Annotated in this window: 3 protein-coding genes; all 3 read left to right on the top strand. The window is 43.8% G+C overall.

Annotated elements, in window-relative coordinates; all coding sequences use genetic code 11:
• Nucleotides 1-287: hypothetical protein (locus ACM0OY_RS39955; protein ID WP_414574229.1), on the top strand; the 287-nt coding region annotated here is incomplete at its 5' end.
• 48 nt (nt 288-335) lie between these two features.
• Nucleotides 336-1,163 (top strand): tryptophan synthase subunit alpha, encoded by an 828-nt coding sequence (gene trpA / locus ACM0OY_RS39950; RefSeq protein WP_414574228.1) that lies wholly within the window; start codon nt 336-338, stop codon nt 1,161-1,163.
• Nucleotides 1,164-1,571: 408 nt separating this feature from the next.
• Nucleotides 1,572-2,801: a tryptophan synthase subunit beta gene (gene trpB, locus ACM0OY_RS39945; protein WP_414574227.1), complete on the top strand. Its 1,230-nt coding sequence runs from the start codon at nt 1,572-1,574 to the stop codon at nt 2,799-2,801.
• The last annotated feature ends 43 nt before the right edge of the window (nt 2,802-2,844 follow it).

Here is a 2,844-nt window from a genome sequence, read left to right as displayed (position 1 = left end):
ACGAATATAAAAGGCTCGTTCACGAATATAAAAGGCTCGTTCACGAATATAAAAGGCTCGTTCACGAATATAAAAGACTCGTTCACGAATATAAAAGGCTCGTTCACGAATATAAAAGACTCGTTCACGAGTATCAAAGACTCGTTAACGGAGCTAAAAGGCTCATTCACGAATATAAAAGGCTCGTTCACGAGTATCAAAGACTCGTTAACGGAGCTAAAAGGCTCATTCACGAATATAGAAGACTCAACGACAAAAAATCTAGCGTGGATATTGCTAATTTCTAATCCTTGATTTTTCCAGAACTATTAACGAATCATTAACTATTTTTCAAAATGACTTCTATCTCTGCTTCCTTTCAAACTTTGCGCGATCGCCAACAGTGTGCTTTAATTCCCTTTATCACCGCAGGCGATCCTAACTTAGAAACCACTGGCGAAGCTTTACGCATTTTAGATCGCAACGGTGCTGACTTCATTGAGTTGGGCGTTCCCTACTCAGATCCTTTGGCAGATGGCCCTGTGATTCAAGCAGCAGCAACTCGCGCTTTGCAAAAAGGCACGAAATTAGAGCAAGTATTAGAGATGTTGCAAGCTGTCATTCCTAGCCTCAAAGCGCCGATAATTCTATTTACTTACTACAATCCCATTTTGCACCGGGGTATTAAGCCGTTTTTAGGAGAAATTGCCGCTGCTGGGGTGCGAGGCTTGGTTGTGCCAGACTTGCCCTTAGAAGAAGCAGCAGAATTAATCCAAACTGCTGGCTATTTCGGAATTGAAGTAATTTTACTTGTAGCTCCTACCAGTTCTCAAGATAGAATTGCAGCGATCACTAATCAATCTCAGGGTTTTATCTACCTTGTGAGTGTTACAGGCGTTACAGGTATCCGCGCTCAACTCCAAGACCGTGTAAAGCATTTAATTACAGATTTGCGAAGCGTCACCGATAAAGCCATCGGCGTTGGTTTTGGCATTTCAACACCAGAACAAGCGCATCAAGTCAGAGAATGGGGAGCAGATGCGGTGATTGTTGGTAGCGCCTTCGTCAAACGCCTAGCTGAAAATAGCCCCACTGAAAGATTGCAAGCTATTGGGCAACTCTGTCGGGAACTTAAAGCAGTAATTACCCCAACATCCCTGCAAGAAATCGGCTCAGCAAAGTGAAAAATCTCTCTCTGCGTTCTTGGCGTTTTGACTTCGATAAAAAGTAACGAACCGCATTCGCGCAGCGTCTCGTTAGAGAAGAAGGCAAAGCACGCAAAGAAATACAAAGCAAATCTCACCTCTAGCCCAATACAGTTCAGTTATAGCTTGATACTCCCTAACTCTCCTTATATAGCCGTAGTCACACAGGTTAGGACATTTTGAAAGCATGGAAGCTAGGAATAGTAATACTTTTACCTCCTGCCTCCTGCCTTCTGCCTCCTGCCTCCTGCTATAAAGCAGGGAATTAAGCCCCCCTTTTTAAGGGGGGTTGGGGGGATCTTCCGAGCCAAATATGACCAGCTAAACCGTATTGAGTTCTAGCCTAAGTTCTCAAAAAGATATTTAAAACTGAAAGGAATTTAACCAGTGGTAAGTATACAAAACATCAACACTGCAAACCTACAACCAGATTTTTTAGGCAGATTTGGAAAATTCGGCGGTAAGTACGTTCCTGAAACCTTAATGCCTGCATTAAGTGAGCTAGAAGAAGCATTTCATCAATATCGCAACGAGCCGAGTTTCCAAGCTGAACTGCAAAATCTCCTGCGGGACTACGTAGGACGACCCAGCCCATTATATTTTGCTGAACGCCTGACAAAAAATTATGCTAAAGCAGACGGCACGGGAGCGCAAATTTATTTAAAGCGGGAAGATTTAAATCATACAGGCGCTCACAAAATTAATAATGCTTTAGCTCAAGTGTTGCTAGCCAAGCGCATGGGTAAACAAAGAATTATTGCAGAGACGGGTGCAGGTCAACACGGTGTAGCAACTGCAACCGTGTGTGCGCGATTTGGTTTGAAATGTGTGATTTACATGGGCATCCACGATATGGAACGCCAAGCCCTGAATGTTTTCCGCATGAAATTAATGGGTGCAGAAGTTCGTCCAGTGGAAGCAGGTACAGGAACTCTCAAGGATGCAACCTCCGAAGCAATTCGGGATTGGGTGACGAACGTAGAAACAACCCATTACATCCTGGGTTCTGTTGCTGGGCCTCATCCTTACCCGATGATTGTGCGTGACTTCCATACTGTAATTGGACAAGAAACTCGCGCTCAATGCCAAGAAAAATGGGGAGGACTACCAGATATATTACTGGCTTGCGTGGGTGGAGGTTCCAACGCGATCGGACTTTTTCATGAGTTTGTGCCTGAATTTTCTGTACGCCTAATTGGAGTTGAGGCAGCCGGTGAAGGTGTCAATACTCAAAAACATGCTGCTACCTTGACAAAAGGAAAAATAGGTGTATTGCACGGTGCAATGAGCTATTTACTGCAAGATGATGACGGTCAAGTAATCGAAGCCCATTCAATTAGTGCAGGGTTAGACTATCCGGGCGTTGGCCCTGAGCATAGTTATTTAAAGGATATTAGCCGCGCCGAATATTACAGCATTACCGATAAACAGGCACTAGAAGCATTTCAAAGACTTTCGCAACTAGAAGGAATTATCCCAGCTCTAGAAACAGCTCATGCGATCGCCTATTTAGAAACCCTTTGTCCTCAGTTAATCGGCAGTCCCCGCATCGTTATCAATTGCTCTGGCAGAGGGGACAAAGACGTGCAAACAGTCGCTAAAGTCATTAGTCATTAGTCATTAGTCATTAGTCATTAGTCATTAGTCATTAGTCATTAGT

The organism is Nostoc sp. CCY 9925 (assembly GCF_963920935.1).
Lineage (GTDB): Bacteria > Cyanobacteriota > Cyanobacteriia > Cyanobacteriales > Nostocaceae > Nostoc.
This window is presented reverse-complemented; position numbering and strand designations above follow the sequence as displayed.

Coding starts and splice junctions, on each gene's coding strand:
- trpA (WP_414574228.1), top strand. CDS start 336: ATGACTTCTATCTCTGCTTCCTTTCAAACTTTGCGCGATCGCCAACAG.